At 59.1% G+C, this 17,696-nt stretch carries 19 protein-coding genes and 1 other RNA gene; 16 read left to right on the top strand and 4 right to left on the bottom strand.

Annotated features, from left to right (window positions below; translation table 11 throughout):
• Positions 1-153 precede the first annotated feature (153 nt).
• The 7 genes from rplM (at position 154) to I9018_RS26740 (ending at position 5,025) form a co-directional block, all read left to right on the top strand.
• Entirely contained in the window at positions 154-582 is a 429-nt protein-coding gene (rplM, locus tag I9018_RS26770) for a 50S ribosomal protein L13 (protein ID WP_022640822.1), read from the top strand.
• A 14-nt stretch (positions 583-596) separates the two neighbouring features.
• On the top strand, positions 597-989 hold the full coding sequence (rpsI, locus tag I9018_RS26765) for a 30S ribosomal protein S9 (RefSeq protein WP_007961615.1): 393 nt from the start codon (positions 597-599) through the stop codon (positions 987-989).
• A gap of 253 nt (positions 990-1,242) precedes the next feature.
• Positions 1,243-1,836, top strand: coding sequence for a ubiquinol-cytochrome c reductase iron-sulfur subunit (petA, locus tag I9018_RS26760; protein WP_241107944.1), 594 nt, complete (start codon positions 1,243-1,245; stop codon positions 1,834-1,836).
• Positions 1,836-3,047, top strand: a complete 1,212-nt coding sequence (locus I9018_RS26755) for a cytochrome bc complex cytochrome b subunit (RefSeq protein WP_053131929.1) — start codon at positions 1,836-1,838, stop codon at positions 3,045-3,047. The genes petA and I9018_RS26755 overlap by 1 nt, the downstream gene beginning before the upstream one ends.
• Positions 3,047-3,829, top strand: coding sequence for a cytochrome c1 (locus I9018_RS26750; protein ID WP_068578818.1), 783 nt, complete (start codon positions 3,047-3,049; stop codon positions 3,827-3,829). The genes I9018_RS26755 and I9018_RS26750 overlap by 1 nt, the downstream gene beginning before the upstream one ends.
• Positions 3,830-3,980: 151 nt before the next feature.
• The gene (locus I9018_RS26745; RefSeq protein ID WP_068578820.1) at positions 3,981-4,598 is read left to right on the top strand and encodes a glutathione S-transferase N-terminal domain-containing protein; all 618 of its coding nucleotides are present in this window, start codon (positions 3,981-3,983) and stop codon (positions 4,596-4,598) included.
• 16 nt (positions 4,599-4,614) lie between these two features.
• Positions 4,615-5,025 carry a ClpXP protease specificity-enhancing factor gene (locus I9018_RS26740; RefSeq protein ID WP_068578822.1) on the top strand — a complete coding sequence of 137 codons (411 nt, stop codon included), beginning with the start codon at positions 4,615-4,617 and terminating at the stop codon, positions 5,023-5,025.
• A 48-nt stretch (positions 5,026-5,073) separates the two neighbouring features.
• Here I9018_RS26740 and I9018_RS26735 read toward each other — a convergent pair whose 3' ends face one another.
• From I9018_RS26735 to I9018_RS26720, 4 genes are all read right to left on the bottom strand, one after another.
• Complete coding sequence (locus tag I9018_RS26735; RefSeq protein WP_068578825.1) at positions 5,074-5,652, bottom strand: BON domain-containing protein; 579 nt, start codon at positions 5,650-5,652, stop codon at positions 5,074-5,076.
• A complete protein-coding gene (locus tag I9018_RS26730) occupies positions 5,649-6,242 on the bottom strand; it encodes a phosphoheptose isomerase (protein ID WP_015636934.1) in 594 nt (197 codons plus the stop codon). The genes I9018_RS26735 and I9018_RS26730 overlap by 4 nt, the downstream gene beginning before the upstream one ends.
• Before the next feature lie 104 nt (positions 6,243-6,346).
• Positions 6,347-6,718 carry a YraN family protein gene (locus tag I9018_RS26725; RefSeq protein ID WP_241107943.1) on the bottom strand — a complete coding sequence of 124 codons (372 nt, stop codon included), beginning with the start codon at positions 6,716-6,718 and terminating at the stop codon, positions 6,347-6,349.
• Positions 6,718-8,529 carry a penicillin-binding protein activator gene (locus tag I9018_RS26720; RefSeq protein WP_068578828.1) on the bottom strand — a complete coding sequence of 604 codons (1,812 nt, stop codon included), beginning with the start codon at positions 8,527-8,529 and terminating at the stop codon, positions 6,718-6,720. The genes I9018_RS26725 and I9018_RS26720 overlap by 1 nt, the downstream gene beginning before the upstream one ends.
• Positions 8,530-8,759: 230 nt before the next feature.
• Between I9018_RS26720 and rsmI the strand changes: the two genes are divergently transcribed.
• The 9 genes from rsmI (at position 8,760) to mraY (ending at position 17,691) form a co-directional block, all read left to right on the top strand.
• Positions 8,760-9,614 (top strand): 16S rRNA (cytidine(1402)-2'-O)-methyltransferase, encoded by an 855-nt coding sequence (rsmI, locus tag I9018_RS26715; protein WP_164487312.1) that lies wholly within the window; start codon positions 8,760-8,762, stop codon positions 9,612-9,614.
• Positions 9,615-9,686: 72 nt separating this feature from the next.
• Positions 9,687-10,040: RNase P RNA component class A (gene rnpB, locus I9018_RS26710), an RNA gene on the top strand.
• A 308-nt stretch (positions 10,041-10,348) separates the two neighbouring features.
• Positions 10,349-10,804 carry a division/cell wall cluster transcriptional repressor MraZ gene (gene mraZ, locus I9018_RS26705; RefSeq protein WP_068578830.1) on the top strand — a complete coding sequence of 152 codons (456 nt, stop codon included), beginning with the start codon at positions 10,349-10,351 and terminating at the stop codon, positions 10,802-10,804.
• Positions 10,805-10,806: 2 nt separating this feature from the next.
• Complete coding sequence (gene rsmH / locus I9018_RS26700) at positions 10,807-11,748, top strand: 16S rRNA (cytosine(1402)-N(4))-methyltransferase RsmH (protein WP_124348382.1); 942 nt, start codon at positions 10,807-10,809, stop codon at positions 11,746-11,748.
• Entirely contained in the window at positions 11,745-12,038 is a 294-nt protein-coding gene (gene ftsL, locus I9018_RS26695; RefSeq protein WP_003171871.1) for a cell division protein FtsL, read from the top strand. The genes rsmH and ftsL overlap by 4 nt, the downstream gene beginning before the upstream one ends.
• Complete coding sequence (locus tag I9018_RS26690) at positions 12,035-13,771, top strand: penicillin-binding protein 2 (protein ID WP_068578834.1); 1,737 nt, start codon at positions 12,035-12,037, stop codon at positions 13,769-13,771. The genes ftsL and I9018_RS26690 overlap by 4 nt, the downstream gene beginning before the upstream one ends.
• Entirely contained in the window at positions 13,771-15,234 is a 1,464-nt protein-coding gene (locus tag I9018_RS26685) for a UDP-N-acetylmuramoyl-L-alanyl-D-glutamate--2,6-diaminopimelate ligase (protein ID WP_241107942.1), read from the top strand. Before I9018_RS26690 ends, I9018_RS26685 begins: the two co-directional genes overlap by 1 nt.
• Positions 15,227-16,609 carry a UDP-N-acetylmuramoyl-tripeptide--D-alanyl-D-alanine ligase gene (gene murF, locus I9018_RS26680; RefSeq protein WP_241107941.1) on the top strand — a complete coding sequence of 461 codons (1,383 nt, stop codon included), beginning with the start codon at positions 15,227-15,229 and terminating at the stop codon, positions 16,607-16,609. Before I9018_RS26685 ends, murF begins: the two co-directional genes overlap by 8 nt.
• Positions 16,609-17,691, top strand: a complete 1,083-nt coding sequence (gene mraY, locus I9018_RS26675; RefSeq protein WP_241107940.1) for a phospho-N-acetylmuramoyl-pentapeptide-transferase — start codon at positions 16,609-16,611, stop codon at positions 17,689-17,691. The genes murF and mraY overlap by 1 nt, the downstream gene beginning before the upstream one ends.
• Positions 17,692-17,696: the final 5 nt, after the last annotated feature.

Genomic DNA, 17,696 nt, shown 5'->3' with positions numbered 1-17,696 from the left:
CCCCGCCTGCCGAAGATTCTTGCCGCATGTCAGACGCGCTGACCCGAGCCCCCGAAAGCGTCTGTATTCGGCTGCCTTTGACCTTGTCAAAGTAAGCACTATTCAGTAAGATCCGCCGTCTATTTTGCTGGGCGGCCCCTGAGGCTATAAAGAATGAAAACTTTTACTGCTAAACCGGAAACAGTAAAGCGCGATTGGTTCGTCATCGACGCCGCTGGCCAGACCCTGGGTCGTCTGGCTACCGAAATCGCGAGCCGTCTGCGTGGCAAGCACAAGCCTGAGTACACTCCTCACGTTGACACTGGCGACTACATCGTCGTGATCAATGCCGAGCAGGTACGTGTTACTGGTGCTAAAACCACTGACAAAATGTACTACTCCCACTCCGGTTTCCCGGGCGGCATTAAGTCGATCAACTTCGAGAAGCTGATCGCTAAAGCCCCTGAGCGCGTGATCGAGACCGCGGTAAAAGGCATGCTGCCTAAGAACCCGCTGGGTCGCGACATGTACCGTAAGCTGAAAGTGTATGCGGGCGCTGCTCACCCTCATACTGCTCAGCAGCCCCAAGAACTGAAGATTTAACGGAATAGTTCATTATGTCGGCGACTCAAAATTACGGCACTGGCCGTCGCAAGACTGCAACCGCACGCGTGTTCCTGCGTCCGGGCACTGGCAACATCTCCATCAACAACCGTTCCCTGGATAGCTTCTTCGGTCGCGAAACTGCCCGCATGGTAGTTCGTCAGCCGCTGGAACTGACCGAGACCGTTGAGAAGTTCGATATCTACGTTACCGTTATCGGCGGTGGTGTAAGTGGCCAGGCTGGCGCAATCCGCCACGGCATCACTCGCGCCCTGATGGATTACGACGAGACTCTGCGCAGCGCCCTGCGTAAAGCTGGTTTCGTAACCCGTGACGCACGTGAAGTTGAGCGTAAGAAAGTGGGTCTGCGTAAAGCGCGTAAGCGTCCGCAATACTCCAAGCGTTAATTCGCTACTGCGTTCAAAAACGCCCAGTCTCCTCGCGGAGCTGGGCGTTTTTTATTGTCTGAAATTTGCCGTGTGACAACTTGCCACATCCGTGGAGGCCCTATACTACAAGGCCTGGCGCAGGGCCGGCTTGGTAATTACCTTGTCAGAATAGGGGCTTTTCATTACCATTCGGCAAAATTTTTATAAGTTCAGATTGTTACTTAGTAGATGCCTGATTTAACAGGCCACAAAGCTGATGGGAGAGGACTGAATGAGCAATGACGGCGTGAATGCAGGCCGGCGTCGCTTCTTGGTAGCAGCCACATCCGTGGTGGGTGCTGCCGGAGCGGTGGGGGCTGCGGTCCCGTTCGTGGGGTCATGGTTTCCCAGTGCCAAGGCGAAAGCCGCAGGTGCACCGGTGAAGGTGAATATCAGCAAGATCGATCCAGGTCAGCAGATGGTTGCTGAGTGGCGTGGTCAGCCAGTGTTCATCGTCCGCCGTACAGAGGAAATCCTGGGGAATCTTAAAAAGATCGAGGGCCAGTTGTCTGACCCTAACTCCAAGAACTCGGTACAACCAACCTACGTCGACCCGGAAGTGCGTTCGATCAAGCCAGAGATTCTTCTGCTGATCGGTATCTGCACCCACTTGGGCTGTTCTCCAACCTTCCGTCCTGAAGTGGCGCCCGCGGATCTGGGCAAGGACTGGGTAGGTGGCTATTTCTGCCCTTGCCACGGCTCCCACTACGATCTGGCCGGTCGTGTCTACAAGTCGCAGCCTGCGCCGTTGAACCTGCCAGTACCCCCGCATTCCTATGAGTCGGATGACATCATCGTCATTGGCGTCGACACGGAGAAAGCGTGATGAGCAAGTTCATGGATTGGGTAGATGCACGCTTCCCCGCCACCAAGATGTGGGAAGACCATCTGAGCAAGTATTACGCTCCGAAGAACTTCAACTTCTTCTATTTCTTTGGTTCCCTGGCACTGCTGGTTCTGGTCAACCAGATCGTTACCGGTGTCTGGCTGACCATGAGCTACACCCCTTCGGCAGAAGAAGCCTTTGCTTCCGTCGAATACATCATGCGCGACGTCGAGTACGGCGCGATCCTGCGTCTGCTGCACTCCACTGGCGCCTCGGCGTTCTTCATCGTGGTCTACCTGCATATGTTCCGTGGCCTGCTCTACGGTTCCTATCAGAAGCCGCGCGAGCTGGTCTGGCTGTTCGGCATGCTGATCTACCTGGCGCTGATGGCCGAGGCCTTCATGGGCTACCTGCTGCCTTGGGGGCAAATGTCCTACTGGGGCGCCCAGGTGATCATCTCGCTGTTCGGTGCGATCCCGGTTATCGGTGACGACCTGACCCAGTGGATTCGTGGTGACTACCTGATCTCCGGTATTACCCTCAACCGCTTCTTCGCCCTGCACGTCGTGGCCCTGCCTATCGTGATCCTGGGCCTGGTAGTGCTGCATATCCTGGCACTGCACGAAGTGGGTTCGAACAACCCGGATGGCGTCGATATCAAGAAGCACAAGGACGAAAACGGCGTGCCGCTGGATGGCATTGCGTTCCATCCTTACTACACCGTGAAAGATATCGTTGGCGTAGTGGTGTTCCTGTTCATCTTCTGCTCGATCGTGTTCTTCTTCCCGGAAATGGGTGGGTATTTCCTCGAGAAGCCGAACTTCGAACAAGCCAACCCATTCAAGACGCCTGAGCATATTGCCCCGGTTTGGTACTTCACTCCGTTCTACGCGATTCTGCGTGCGGTGCCGGACAAGCTCATGGGTGTTATTGCCATGGGTGCTGCGATTGCCGTGCTGTTCGTATTGCCCTGGCTTGACCGCAGTCCAGTCAAGTCCATGCGCTACAAAGGCTGGCTGAGCAAGATCTGGCTGCTGGTGTTCTGCATCTCGTTCGTGATCCTGGGCGTGCTGGGCGTACTGGCGCCAACTCCAGGCCGTACGTTGCTGTCGCAGGTATGTACCTTCCTGTACTTCGCCTACTTCATTCTGATGCCGTTCTACACCAGGCTCGAGAAGACCAAACCGGTTCCGGAAAGGGTGACTGGCTGATGAAAAAGTTATTTGCTGCACTGATTCTTGTTGCTATGCCTGTATTGTCTTTCGCTGCCGAACACGGCGGTCCCGAGTTGGAAAAGGTCGACATCGACCTGAGCGACAAGGCGGCCATGCAGGATGGCGCTCGTACCTTTGCCAACTATTGCATGGGTTGCCACAGCGCCAAGTTCCAGCGTTACGAGCGAGTGGCCGACGACCTGGGCATCCCGCACGACCTGATGATGAGCAAGCTGGTCTTTACCGGTGCGAAGATCGGCGACCACATGAACATCGGCATGCAGCCGGCGGATGCCAAGACCTGGTTCGGTGCTGCTCCGCCCGACCTGACCCTGGTGGCTCGCGTTCGTGGTACCGATTGGCTGTATGGCTACCTGAAGTCCTTCTACGAGGATCCGGCACGTCCTTGGGGTGTGAACAACAAGGTGTTCCCGAACGTAGGTATGCCTAACGTCCTGGTTGGCCTGCAAGGACGCCAGGTGGTCGGTTGCAAGCAGGTGCAGATTGTCGAAGACGGCAAGAAGCAATATGACCCGCTGACCGGCACTCCGCTGACTCACGAAGCTTGTGATCAGCTGACCGTCAAGGAAAACACCGGTACCCTCAATGAGGCGCAGTTCGACGAGAAGGTCAAGAACCTGGTGACCTTCCTGGCCTACTCGGCCAACCCGGTCAAGCTGCAGCACCAGCGTATCGGCACCTACGTGCTGCTGTACCTGGCCTTCTTCTTCGTATTCGCCTACCTGCTCAAGCGCGAATACTGGAAGGATGTGCATTGATAGCGTTCTAAGCATCAGTTGTTGAGCCTGCGCGCCCAAGGGCGTCTCTGAAACTGTAACAACCCTGTATCATCCGGGGGTTACCAGAGGCGTCCTGAGGGCGCGCTCGTTTTTCTGCTTTCGATAAATTCAACACGCGAGGAGGATCGCCATGGGCGTGACCAATCGGTTGGCCTGTTACTCCGACCCCGCCGACCACTATTCCCACCGGGTGCGCATCGTACTTGCGGAGAAGGGTGTCAGCGCCGAGATCATCAGTGTGGAGGCGGGGCGTCAGCTGCCGAAACTGATCGAAGTGAATCCCTACGGGAGCTTGCCTACGCTGGTTGATCGTGACTTGGCGTTGTGGGAGTCGACGGTGGTGATGGAGTATCTGGATGAGCGTTATCCGCATCCTCCATTGTTGCCGGTCTATCCTGTGGCTCGAGCCAATAGCCGGCTGCTGATGCACCGTATCCAGCGAGATTGGTGCGGGCACGTGGATCTGATTCTTGATCCGCGAACCAAGGAGGCGGCGCGGGTCCAGGCTCGCAAGGAGTTGCGAGAAAGCCTGACGGGTGTTTCCCCGCTGTTTGCCGATAAGCCATTTTTCCTCAGTGAGGAACAAAGCCTGGTGGACTGCTGCCTACTGCCCATACTCTGGAGATTGCCAGTCTTGGGTATCGAACTGCCGCGGCAGGCCAAGCCGCTGCTTGATTACATGGAACGCCAATTTGCGCGTGAGGCTTTCCAGGCAAGTCTGTCTGGTGTCGAACGTGATATGCGCTGAGGCTTAAGGAGCCGCTATGAACTCCAGTCGACCTTATCTGGTCCGCGCGCTTTATGAGTGGATTGTGGACAACGACTGCACCCCGCACATGCTGGTCAACTCTGATTACCCGGCGGTGCAGGTGCCCCAGGGCTTTGCCAGTGATGGGCAGATCGTCCTGAATATCTCCCCCAGTGCCGTGCGTCATTTGCACATGGATAACGATGTGGTGACCTTCGAGGGGCGCTTTGGTGGCGTGCCTCATAGCCTGCATGTACCCGTTGGTGCGATTCTTGGGATCTATGCCCGTGAAAATGGCCAGGGCATGGTCTTTGATCTGGAGTCTCCCCTTGATGATGGGGCCGATCTTGAGCCGGATGATGACCTGCCGCCAGATGATGAGCCTCCGCGCCCGAGTGGCAGGCCAAGCCTGAAAGTGGTCAAGTAATAAAAAAGGCGATCCGGTTGGATCGCCTTTTTTACGCCTGCTGGAATCTCAGTCGATGTATTCGAACAGCTTGACGATCTTTTGGACGCCAGAGACGCCCTGTACCAGGTTTGTCGCCTGGGCGGCTTCCTGCTTGGTCAGCAATCCAAGCATATAGACGATGCCGTTTTCGGTCACCACCTTGATGCGTGAAGCTGGAACGCTGGCATCGGTCAGCATCTGGGTCTTGATCTTGGTGGTCAGCCAGCTGTCGTTCTGCCGTGCAAGGAACCCGGAGGGCGGCAGTACCTGAAGTTCATTGTGTACTTTCTTGACTCGCTGTACTTCGCTGGCGGCTTGCTCGGCCGTGGCCTTGAGGTCCTGGCGGGGTGTCTGGCCTGCCAGTAGCACGATGCCGTTGAAGCTGGTCACGACGATATGCGAGTTGTTTTCCAGGTCCGGGCTGGCTTTGGCGACATTGACCGCAACTTTGGTTTCGATCAGGGAATCATCGATCTTGCTGCCAAAGGTGCGAGTGCCGCGATCGTCATCGATGGGTTTGTCGCGGGTGGCGGTAATCACCGAGCTGCAACCAGTGATGCTCAGGCACAGGGTCAAGGCTAGGAGGCCAAGGCGATTAGGGGTCATTCTTCACTCCCGAACAATTGGCTGTCGATCAGATCGCAGAGGCAATGGATCGCCAGCAGGTGGACTTCTTGGATACGTGCGGTAACGGTGGCCGGTACGCGAATCTCGACATCTTCCGGTAGCAGCAGCGATGCCATGCCGCCACCGTCACGGCCGGTCAATGCTACGACAATCATTTCACGATCATGTGCGGCCTGGATGGCCTGAATAATGTTTGCAGAGTTGCCGCTGGTAGAGATGGCCAGCAGTACGTCGCCGGGTTGGCCCAGGGCGCGGATCTGCTTGGAGAAGACTTCGTTGTAGCTGTAGTCGTTGGCAATCGAGGTGATGGTCGAGCTGTCGGTGGTCAGGGCGATGGCCGGCAAGCTGGGGCGTTCACGTTCGAAGCGGTTGAGCAGTTCGGAAGAAAAGTGCTGGGCGTCGCCAGCTGAGCCGCCGTTGCCACAGGAGAGCATCTTCCCTTCATTGAGCAGGGCGTTGACCATTACTTGGCTGGCTTGCTCGATGTGCGGTGCAAGTACGTCCATCGCCTGTTGCTTGGTGTCGATGCTGGCCTGGAAAAGCTGGCGAATTCGGGATTGCATGTCCATCTGTGTGACCTTAAGTAGCGCGGCTTGGTGGCACGTGAATGTGCAGCCCGCAAAGCAAAGAGCAAAGAAATTGGGTGGAGGTAGGCGCGGCCCTGTGATGTCTATCAGCCGTCAAAGGCATTGCGTAGCCAGTTCAGTTGGGCTTTTGAATCCGGGGTGCCGTCAATGGCGACTACATCGAAACGACAGGGGTGATTGGACCAGCGTGATTCGCTCTGCAGGAAAAGCTGCGCGGCTAGGATCAGTTTCTGGCGCTTGTGCCCATCGATGCTGCCCAGGGCGCCACCCCATTGTGTGTGTTGTCTGTAGCGGACTTCGACGAATACTACTGTATCGCCGTCAAGCATGACCAGATCAAGCTCGCCGCGCTTGCATAGCCAGTTCTGTGTCAGCAGGCGCAGCCCTTGCTGTTGGAGATGCCTGAGCGCAAGGCCTTCGGCATCTCGTCCGCGTTGTTGGCGTGATCTTTGGAGCATTAGCGCAACGTATCGGGCAGGCGGGTGACCTGACCGTTGATGAACTTGGCCCAGGGCAGCTGGCGTTCGATTCGTTGGCCGGCGGCTATGCCCAGGCTTCCGGATTCGCCTTCGATCCGGCTGTCGGGCAATGCCTTGAGCTGGCCCAGGCGTGGGGCCAGGCTGTAGGCGTCGGCGCCCATGGCGTACAGGCGGCCGAGGCTGCCTCCTGCCTGGGGCCACTGGGCTGTGACTTGACGGCGCAGTGGGCCGTTGGCATCCAGCAACCATGGCGTTTCGCAAAACATGATGCCGTTCATGTCGTTGTACTGGTTCTGGTCACCGCTGGCGCTGAATACGGTGGAGGTGGCGTAGACAGGTACATCGCCGGCGTACTGGAAGTTCAGTGTCGGTTTGATCTGTTGTGCCTGCTGTGGAGTGGAGGCGAGGAAAATGAACTCGATGTCCTGGCGGCGCGATGGCTGGGCGGCCACTTGGCTGCCTACGGTGCTCTGCAGGCTCTTGGCCCGACCTTCGCTCTGGCGTAGCTGGAACAGGTTGGCGATCTGCTGGGCCAGTGCGACGGGTTGGTCGACGCGTTCGATACCGATCACGCTGCCGCCATTTGCTTCCCAGTCCTGGCGGAAGGCCTTGAGTACACGATCTCCCCACTCGCCTTTCGGCACCAGGACCGCAGCACGATGCAGGCCATCGGCCCGGGCGCGACGAGAGGCTTCGCGGGCCTCATCTTCTGCGGCCAGCCCGAACTGGAACAGTTGCGCAGGGCCTTGCTCGCCCTCGCCGTAGTTCAGGGCCAGGGTAGTGATTGGCAGTTGTGGGCGCGCGGCCAGCTGTTTGACCAGTGGTTTTTCCAGCGGGCCTACTACCAATTGCACGCCATCTGCCTGGGCCTTGCGATAGAACTCGTCCAGCGAGCTGATGCGCGAGCTGTCATAGAACTCGATGCTTGGTGGTTTCTGGCCAGCTTGCTGGGCGCGATAGTGGGCAGCCATGAAGCCTTCGCGCAGGGCCTTGGAGTACGAGGCCAGCGGGCCATCCTGGGGTAGCAGCAAGGCAATTTTCGACAGTGGCTGGCTGGCCAGCTCCTTGAGCTTGATCAGGGGGAGCGGTAGCTGAATGGCTGCGGGGTGCTTTGGATTCTGTGCTCGCCAGTTATCGATGGCGGTCTGTTGTTGTTCCAGCGTGCCTGCGGTCTTTACCGTCAAGGCCAGGCTCAGCCAGCCGCTGAGGTCATCGTTCCCGGCCGGTTGCAGTTGATCGGTGGGCAGGGCGGCGACCAGGGCCCAGATGGCCTCATGGTTCTTCGCTGCGGCGTCATCTTTAAGCAGGGGGGCAAGCGCTACGCGTTCCTTGGCGGCAGCCAGAGTCTGGCCATCGGCCTCGAGGGCGCGGGCGTGGATGCTGAGGGTGCGCACCTGTTGGGTTGCTGGCAGTTCGCTCAAGTGTTGCAGGCTGGGGTGGCCCAAGGCGGTCAGGGCAGCTTTGGGCTGGTTACGGGCCATGGCCAGTTCAGCTGCCAGCGTGCTGGCGAAAATCTGCTGGGCAGGTTTGAGCTGGTCCAGTTGCACTTGTTGCAGGATCTGTCCGGCGCGTCCGGCATTACCTTGGCGATAAGCCAGGTCGGCGGCGCTCAGGCGCAATAGGGCAGCCTTGTCCGGGTTCTTGCTGGAGGCTGCCTCTTCGAGCAATTGCTCGATGCTGGCATCCGGTGTCCGTGGAAGTTCGCCAAGGCTGGAGGAGGGCGAGCTGGCGCAAGCCACCAAAAGGGTAGCCAGGCAGAGGGCAGTAAACAGCCGCAGGCAAGCGATCATGTAAGTGTTCCTGAATACTCGATCAAATTAACGTTGAATTGTACCCAAGCGCTGGCCGGGGCGCGATGTTACTGGTGATAAACCGTCGATTTAGCGCGTGCAGATGTTGCTGTATAGCATGGGGTCATTCGGGGGCAAGGTAATCGCCGAGCGGCTTGATGGGGCTTCAACGCGCTACAATGGATTCTTTTCCCGACCGCGAGGTGTGCGCTTTGACTGTTCCAGGTTCTATGAATTCCGTTGCTGGCTCGCTTTATGTGGTGGCGACGCCCATCGGCAACCTGGACGATATCAGTGCCCGGGCCTTGAAGTTGTTGCGAGAGGTATCGCTGATTGCCGCCGAAGATACCCGGCATTCTCAACGGTTGATGCAACACTTCGGTATCACCACGCCGTTGGCGGCTTGTCATGAGCACAACGAGCGAGATGAAGGTAGTCGCTTCATCTCGCGCCTCTTGGCGGGCGAGGATGTTGCACTCATTTCCGATGCCGGGACGCCATTGATCTCCGATCCTGGCTATCACCTGGTGCGCCAGGCTCGAGCGGCCGGGGTGACCGTGGTGCCGGTGCCGGGAGCCTGTGCATTGATTGCGGCGTTGTCTGCTGCAGGGCTGCCATCCGATCGTTTTATCTTCGAAGGGTTTCTGCCAGCCAAGGCTGCTGGGCGCCGGGCGCGCCTGGAGCAGGTTCGCGAAGAGCCCCGCACGCTGATTTTCTACGAGGCCCCTCATCGGATTCTTGAGTGCCTGGAGGATATGGAAGCGGTATTTGGTGCGCAGCGGCCTGCATTGCTGGCCCGTGAATTGACCAAGACTTTCGAGACCCTCAAGGGCTTGCCGCTTTCCGAGCTGCGCCAGTTCGTGGCATCCGACGCCAATCAGCAGCGAGGGGAGTGCGTAGTGCTGGTGGCGGGGTGGACTGCCCCGCAAGGTGAGGATGCGATCAATGCCGAAACGATGCGTATCCTGGACCTGCTGCTCAAGGAAATGCCACTCAAGCGGGCGGCTGCGCTAGCGGCTGAAATTACCGGCGAGCGCAAGAATGTGCTCTATCAGGTCGCCCTGGAGAAACAGAAGGCGCAATAAATTGCGTAGCAGAGTGGCCAAAGGCTTTTATTGCTTGTCCTTGGGCGGCTCTGCCGTTAACCTGCGCGGCGGAGAGTCGATTGGACAGTCGCTGCCCTCTATGAAAATTAGAGGGGGGAGGAAAGTCCGGGCTCCATAGGGCGGAGTGCCAGGTAATGCCTGGGGGGCGTGAGCCTACGGAAAGTGCCACAGAAAATAACCGCCTAAGCACTTCGGTGCCGGTAAGGGTGAAAAGGTGCGGTAAGAGCGCACCGCACGTCTGGTAACAGTTCGTGGCTAGGTAAACCCCACTCGGAGCAAGACCAAATAGGGTTCCAAGGCGTGGCCCGCGCTGGAACCGGGTAGGTTGCTAAAGATGTCCAGTGATGGCCATCGTAGAGGAATGACTGTCCTCGACAGAACCCGGCTTACAGATCGACTCTCCACCTTTTCCTTCCCTGCTTGATTCAATAGCAGAAGCGTTCCTGTAATACCGAAAAATTCTTACTCTTAATAAATTACTTTAACTTTGAGCGACAGCTTCTTGAGTTGTCTGAAGTTAATGCTTTGAAATGCCCTTCGAATTCGCGTTACCCCTCCTCTAAGTCTCCTAAATCTCCGTTCTATAAGGGTTTTCCGTCGCCGCGTGCCTTGACGGTGGTGTGGGCGCATTCCTATAGTGTGCGCAAGTGGCGGAAAGTGGCATGAAGTGGGTTTTTTGAGCGAAAAACGCTAAAATTTGGAGAAACGCTGACGTGTTTCGCGGAGCTAACGCTATCAGTCTCGATGCCAAAGGCCGGCTAGCCATGCCCAGCCGGTACCGTGACGAGCTCGTTTCGCGAAGTTCCGGGCAGTTAATCGTCACCATTGATGCCGTTGATCCTTGCTTGTGTGTCTATCCACTCGATGAGTGGGAGCTGATTGAAACCAAGCTGCGTGCACTGCCTTCGCTTCGCGAAGAAAACCGTCGCCTGCAGCGTTTGCTGATTGGTAATGCCGTCGATCTCGAACTCGATGGCAGTGGTCGTTTTCTGGTGCCACCACGCCTGCGTGAATATGCCCATTTGGATAAGCGCGCGATGTTGGTGGGCCAACTGAACAAGTTCCAACTATGGGACGAGGATGCCTGGAATGCTGTTTCTGCAGCGGACCTGGCGGCTATTCAACAACCGGGCGCGATGCCTGATGAACTGCGTGATTTGATCCTGTGACTATTGATAGCGGCTTTAACCACATCACCGTACTGCTTGACGAAGCCGTCGAGGCTCTCGCGGTACGTCCTGATGGCTGCTATTTGGATGGCACGTTCGGTCGTGGCGGACATAGCCGCTTGATTCTCAGCAAGCTTGGTCCGGGAGGGCGGCTCCTCGGATTTGACAAAGATCCCCAAGCGATTGCCACCGGGCAAGCGCTAGCGGCCGAAGACGGCCGCTTTGTCGTTGTGCAGCGCAGTTTTGCCGAGCTGGGTTCCGAGGTTGCCAGTCGTGGCCTGGATGGCAAGGTCAGCGGCGTTCTGCTGGACCTGGGCGTGTCTTCGCCGCAGTTGGACGACCCTGAGCGCGGTTTCAGTTTTCTCAATGACGGTCCGCTGGACATGCGCATGGATCCGACCCGGGGTATCAGCGCTGCCGAGTTCATCGCGACCGCCCCGGTAGAAGAGATTGCCCGCGTATTCAAGGAATATGGCGAGGAGCGTTTTTCCGGGCGCATGGCCCGGGCCGTGGTCGAGCGTCGCGAGGTCCAGCCTTTTGAGCGCACTGCCGACCTGGCTGAAGTGCTCAAGGTGGCCAACCCGGCTTGGGAAAAGGGCAAGAATCCGGCGACCCGTGCGTTCCAGGGCCTGCGTATCCACGTGAACAACGAACTGGGCGACCTCGAGACCGGCCTGGAAGCTGCGCTGGAGTCCCTGGAAGTAGGTGGGCGCCTGGTGGTGATCAGTTTCCATTCCCTGGAGGATCGCATCGTCAAGCTTTTCATGCGTCGCCTGGTCAAGGGCGAGGCTGACAACTTGCCACGCAACCTGCCGGTGCGCTTCGAAGCCTTCCAGCCAAAAATCAAGATTCATGGCAAAGCGCAGTTCGCGTCCGAGGCCGAACTCAAAGCCAATCCCCGTGCCCGTAGCGCCGTCATGCGTGTCGCGGAGAAGCTGCGGTGAGCAAGCTTTTTGCCAAGCCACTCCCCGGCGGAAGCTTTTTCATGCTCCTGCTATTCATAGGCGTTCTGGTCTCCGCGATTGCGGTGTCCTACAGCGCCCACTGGAACCGCCAGTTGCTCAATACGCTGTACGGCGAGCTGAGTGTGCGCGACAAGGCGCAGGCCGAGTGGGGCCGGCTGATCCTGGAGCAAAGCACCTGGACCGCCCATAGCCGGATCGAAGTGCTGGCTACCGAACAACTGAAGATGCATATCCCCGGCGCAGCCGAAGTTCGAATGGTGGCGCCATGAAGCTCGAAGGTGCGCTCTATCCCTGGCGTTTTCGCGTGGTGCTGGGCTTGCTCGCGGTCATGGTGTCGGCGATCGCCTGGCGCATCATCGACCTGCAGGTGATCGATCGCGATTTCCTCAAAGGCCAGGGCGATGCCCGTAGCGTGCGGCATATTCCCATCCCTGCGCACCGTGGCCTGATCACCGATCGTAATGGCGAACCCCTGGCGGTAAGTACGCCGGTGACCACCCTGTGGGCCAATGCCAAGGAAATGCAATTGGCCAAGGACCGCTGGCCTGCCCTGGCCATGGCCCTGGGCCAGGACCCGAAGGCGTTGACCGAGCGTCTTGAAGCCCAGGCCAACAAGGAATTCATCTACCTGGTCCGGGGCTTGACTCCGGAGCAGGGCCAGGCCGTGCTCGACCTCAAGGTCCCGGGGGTCTATGGCATAGAGGAGTTCCGGCGTTTCTACCCGGCCGGTGAAGTGACTGCACATATGGTGGGCTTCACCGACATCGACGATCGTGGCCGCGAAGGCGTCGAGCTGGCCTATGACGAATGGCTGGCCGGAGTGCCTGGCAAGCGCCAGGTGATCAAGGACCGGCGTGGCCGGCTGATCAAGGACGTGCAGGTGACCAAGAACGCCAAGGCCGGCAAGCCCTTGGCGTTGTCGATCGACCTGCGCTTGCAATACCTGGCCAACCGCGAGCTGCGCAATGCCATCGTCGAGAACGGCGCCAAGGCCGGTAGCCTGGTGATCATGGACGTCAAGACCGGCGAGATCCTGGCCATGGTCAACCAGCCGACCTACAACCCGAACAATCGCCGTAACCTGCAGCCGGCGATGATGCGCAACCGGGCGATGATCGATGTGTTCGAGCCCGGCTCGACCATGAAGGCCATCTCCATGAGCGCCGCGCTGGAAACCGGGCGCTGGAAACCCAGCGATACCGTCGAGGTCTACCCGGGCACCCTGCAACTGGGCAAGTACACCATCCGCGACGTATCCAAGACCGAAGGCCCGATCCTCGACCTGACCGGCATCCTGATCAACTCCAGTAACGTGGGCATGAGCAAGATCGCCTTCGATATCGGTGGCGAAACCATTTTCCGCCTGGCGCAGAAGATTGGCCTGGGCCAGGACACCGGCCTGGGCTTTCCGGGCGAGCGCGTTGGCAATCTCCCCAACTATCGCGAGTGGCGCAAGGCCGAGACCGCCACGCTGTCTTATGGCTATGGCATCTCGGTGACAGCGATCCAGCTGGTGCACGCGTTTTCCGCGCTGGCCAACAACGGGCGTATCGCTCCGCTGACATTGATCAAGTCCGACAAGGCGCCACAAACCGCCCAGGTGATCCCGGAGAAAGTCGCCAAGACTATGCAGGGCATGCTCCAGCAAGTGATCGAGGCCCCTCGCGGGGTGTTCCGCGCCCAGGTTCCGGCCTATCACGTAGCAGGCAAGAGTGGTACGGCGCGCAAGACTTCGGTGGGTACCAAGGGCTACGCCGAGAACTCCTACCGCTCGCTGTTTGCAGGCTTCGGCCCCATGAGCGATCCGCGCTACGCCATCGTCGTGGTCATCGACGAGCCGAGCAAGGCCGGTTACTTCGGTGGCCTGGTATCGGCTCCGGTGTTCAGCAAAGTAATGTCCGGCACCCTGCGCCTGATGAACATCACTCCGGATAACCTGCCGACCACGCAGCAAGCCAACGCCACCGGTACCCCGGTGCGAGCCAATGGAGGGCGCGGCTGATGTCCCTTAGCCTGAACAAGATTTTTGCCCACGCCGGTCGCGATCTGCTGATTCGCGAGCTGACCCTGGACAGTCGCAATGTCCGTGCCGGTGACCTGTTCCTGGCTGTGCCTGGCGCCAAGTTCGATGGTCGCGCGCATATCGCAGACGCCTTGCAGCGTGGTGCGGCCGCCGTGGCTTATGAAGTGGACGGTGCCACTGTCCTGCCCCTGACCGATGTGCCGTTGATTCCGGTCAAGGGCCTGGCGGCACAGTTGTCGGACATCGCCGGACGTTTTTATGGTGAACCCAGCCGGCAGTTGAACCTGGTGGGCGTGACCGGTACCAATGGCAAGACCAGTGTCACCCAGTTGGTTGCCCAGGCCTTGGACCTGCTCGGTCAGCGTTGTGGCCTGGTTGGCACCCTGGGTACAGGTTTCTATGGCGCGTTGGAAAGTGGCCTGCATACCACGCCCAATCCTATCGCCGTCCAGGCAACCCTGGCTGACTTGAAGAATGCCGGGGCCAAAGCCGTGGCCATGGAAGTCTCTTCCCATGGCCTGGATCAGGGACGCGTGGCAGCCCTGGCCTTCGATGTGGCGGTGCTCACCAACCTGTCCCGCGATCACCTGGACTATCACGGCACCATGGAGGCTTATGGTGCCGCCAAGGCCAAGTTGTTCAATTGGACCGACCTGCGTTGCCGGGTGCTTAACCTCGATGACGACTTCGGCCGGCAATTGGCCCTCGAGCCACATGAGTCGAGGCTGATCACTTACAGCCTCGAGGATCCTGCCGCCCACCTGTATTGCCGCGAAGCCCGCTTTGATGACGACGGGGTGCGTGCCACGTTGGTGACGCCACAAGGTGAGCATCATCTGCGCAGCAGCCTGCTGGGTCGTTTCAACCTGAGCAATGTGCTGGCTGCGGTGGGTGCGCTGCTTGGCCTTGAATATGCCCTGGATGAAATCCTTGCGGTGCTGCCCAAGCTGGAAGGACCTGCCGGGCGCATGCAGCGCTTGGGCGGTGGTAGCCAGCCGTTGGTGGTAGTCGACTACGCCCACACCCCGGATGCCCTGGAAAAGGTATTGCTGGCCCTGCGTCCACATGCCAAGGGTCGCCTGCTGTGCCTGTTTGGTTGTGGTGGCGATCGCGACCGTGGCAAGCGTCCATTGATGGCCGAAGTGGTCGAGCGCCTGGCCGATGGCGTGCTGGTCACCGATGACAACCCGCGTAGCGAAGACCCCATGCAGATCTTCAAAGATATTCGCGCCGGCTTCGCTGCTGCCGAGCAGGTGGAGTTCCTTGCCGGTCGCGGGCCGGCGATTGCTCACCTGATCGCCTCCGCATCTGCTGATGACGTCGTGGTCCTGGCAGGCAAGGGGCACGAGGACTATCAGGAAATCAATGGCCAGCGCCACGCTTTTTCCGATCTCGTCGAGGCGGGTAAAGCCCTGAGTGCATGGGAGGTGGCGGATGCTTAAGGCCCTGTCGCTCAGCGAAATTTCTGCGCCATTGGACGCCCGCCTGATTGCGGGCGATGCCCGTTTTAGCGGGGTGAGCATCGATAGCCGGGCGATCCAGGGCGGGCAATTGTTCGTTGCCCTGACCGGTCCACGATTCGATGGTCACGATTATCTGAATGAAGTTGCCGGCAAAGGCGCCGTGGCGGCATTGGTCGAGCGCGAGATTCCCGATAGCACGCTGCCGCAGTTGTTGGTCAAGGATACTCGCCTGGCCCTGGGGCAGTTGGGGGCGCTCAATCGTGCGGCTTTCGCCAATCCCGTGGCGGCCGTTACCGGTTCCAGTGGCAAGACCACGGTCAAGGAAATGCTTGCGAGCATCCTGCGTACCCGTGGTCCGGTGCTGGCAACCCGCGGCAACCTGAATAATGACCTGGGGGCGCCCCTGACCCTGCTGGAACTGGCTGCGGAACATACCGCCGCAGTCATTGAGCTGGGCGCCTCGCGCATAGGTGAAATCGCCTACACCGTGGCCATGACCCGCCCTCACGTGGCGATTCTCAACAATGCCGGCACCGCCCACGTTGGCGAGTTCGGCGGTCCGGAGAAGATCGTCGAGGCCAAGGGCGAGATTATCGAGGGGCTCGATGCTTCCGGCATTGCCGTATTGAACCTGGATGACAAGGCATTTTCGATCTGGAAGGCCCGCGCTGCCGGGCGCCAAGTCCTGAGTTTCGCCATGACCAACAGGGCAGCGGATTTCTACGCCTCGGATATAGGTCGCGATGCCCGTGGTTGCCCGTTCTTTACCCTGCATGGGCCCGCAGGCCGCGAGCAGATCCAATTGAATCTGCTGGGGAGCCATAACGTCGCCAATGCCCTGGCCGCTGCAGCGGCTGCCCACGCCATGGGCGTGTCGTTGTTCGGCATCGCTACCGGCCTGAACGCAGTGCAACCGGTCAAGGGTCGTACTGTCGCCCAGTTGGCCAGGAACGGCATGCGGGTGATCGATGACACTTACAACGCAAACCCCACCTCAATGTGCGCTGCCGTTGATATACTCGCCGGCTTTTCCGGCCGCACCGTCCTGGTGCTCGGAGATATCGGCGAGTTGGGCGAGTGGGCGGAGCAGGGGCACCGCGAAGTAGGTGCATATGCCGCAGGCAAGGTTTCGGCCCTCTATGCCGTAGGCCCGATGATGGCGCATGCCGTTGCCGCCTTTGGCGAACATGCGCGCCATTTCACCAGCCAGGCTGACCTGATCGCAGCCCTGGGCGGCGAACAAGATCCAAACACCACCATTTTGATCAAGGGATCGCGTAGCGCGGCGATGGAAAACATCGTTGCGGCCCTGTGTGGTTCCCATCTTCAAGAAAAAGACGGAGTGAAACATTAATGCTGCTGCTGCTAGCGGAGTACCTGCAACAGTTCTACAAAGGCTTCGCGGTCTTCCAGTACCTGACCCTGCGCGGGATCCTCGGGGTACTGACCGCATTGTCTTTGTCACTGTGCCTGGGTCCGTGGATGATCCGTACCCTGCAGAACCGGCAGATTGGCCAGGCCGTACGCAACGACGGCCCGCAGTCTCACCTGTCCAAGTCCGGCACGCCAACCATGGGCGGCGCGCTGATTCTTTCGGCCATCGGTGTCAGCACCCTGCTGTGGGCCGACCTGCGTAACCACTATGTCTGGGTGGTCCTGCTGGTGACCCTGTCCTTCGGTGCCATCGGTTGGGTCGATGACTATCGCAAGGTGATCGAGAAGAACTCTCGCGGGCTGCCTAGCCGCTGGAAGTATTTCTGGCAGTCGGTGTTCGGCCTGGCGGCAGCGATCTTCCTTTATATGACGGCGCAGAGCCCGATGGAAACCACGCTGCTGATCCCGATGCTCAAGGATGTGAGCATTCCCCTGGGTGTTGGCTTCGTGGTCCTGACCTATTTCGTCATCGTCGGCTCGAGCAACGCGGTCAACCTGACCGACGGTCTCGATGGCCTGGCGATCATGCCGACGGTAATGGTCGGCGGCGCCCTGGGTATCTTCTGCTACCTGTCGGGTAACGTGAAATTCGCTGAATACCTGTTGATTCCCTACGTGCCAGGGGCGGGTGAGCTGATTGTCTTCTGTGGCGCGCTGATCGGTGCGGGCCTGGGCTTCCTCTGGTTCAACACCTATCCGGCGCAGGTCTTCATGGGCGACGTCGGTGCGCTGGCCCTGGGCGCGGCCCTGGGCACCATCGCAGTGATCGTGCGCCAGGAAATCGTGCTGTTCATCATGGGCGGCGTGTTCGTGATGGAAACCCTGTCCGTGGTGATCCAGGTGGCTTCGTTCAAGCTGACCGGCAAACGCGTGTTCCGCATGGCGCCGATCCATCACCACTTTGAACTCAAGGGCTGGCCCGAGCCACGTGTGATCGTCCGTTTCTGGATTATCACCGTGATCCTGGTGCTGATCGGCCTTGCCACCCTGAAACTGAGGTAGAAACG

The organism is Pseudomonas sp. MPFS, assembly GCF_022537035.1.
Classification (GTDB): Bacteria; Pseudomonadota; Gammaproteobacteria; order Pseudomonadales; family Pseudomonadaceae; genus Aquipseudomonas; species Aquipseudomonas sessilinigenes.
This window is presented reverse-complemented; position numbering and strand designations above follow the sequence as displayed.